This window comes from Staphylococcus sp. HMSC62D11, from assembly GCF_001839145.1.
Lineage (GTDB): Bacteria > Bacillota > Bacilli > Staphylococcales > Staphylococcaceae > Staphylococcus > Staphylococcus lugdunensis.
Genome location: NZ_KV840208.1, coordinates 1 through 257, shown reverse-complemented (window position 1 = coordinate 257; position 257 = coordinate 1). Strand labels below are relative to the sequence as shown.

Annotated in this window: 2 tRNA genes; both read right to left on the bottom strand. The window is 53.7% G+C overall.

Features of this window, described 5'->3' with window-relative positions:
* Nucleotides 1–44 precede the first annotated feature (44 nt).
* Nucleotides 45–118 (bottom strand) — tRNA-Arg (locus tag HMPREF3267_RS12170).
* A 9-nt stretch (nucleotides 119–127) separates the two neighbouring features.
* Nucleotides 128–216: transfer RNA gene (locus HMPREF3267_RS12165), tRNA-Leu, on the bottom strand.
* Between the last annotated feature and the right edge of the window lie 41 nt (nucleotides 217–257).

Genomic DNA, 257 nt, shown 5'->3' with positions numbered 1-257 from the left:
ACCAAGTGCTCTACCAAGCTGAGCTACTTCCCGTTATAAGTAAACGCGCCCGATAGGAGTCGAACCCATAACCTCTTGATCCGTAGTCAAACGCTCTATCCAGTTGAGCTACGGGCGCTTTATAAAATGGTGCCGAGGACCGGAATCGAACCGGTACGGTGATCTCTCACCGCAGGATTTTAAGTCCTGTGCGTCTGCCAGTTCCGCCACCCCGGCAAAATAATGGAGCAGAAGACGGGATTCGAACCCGCGACCCC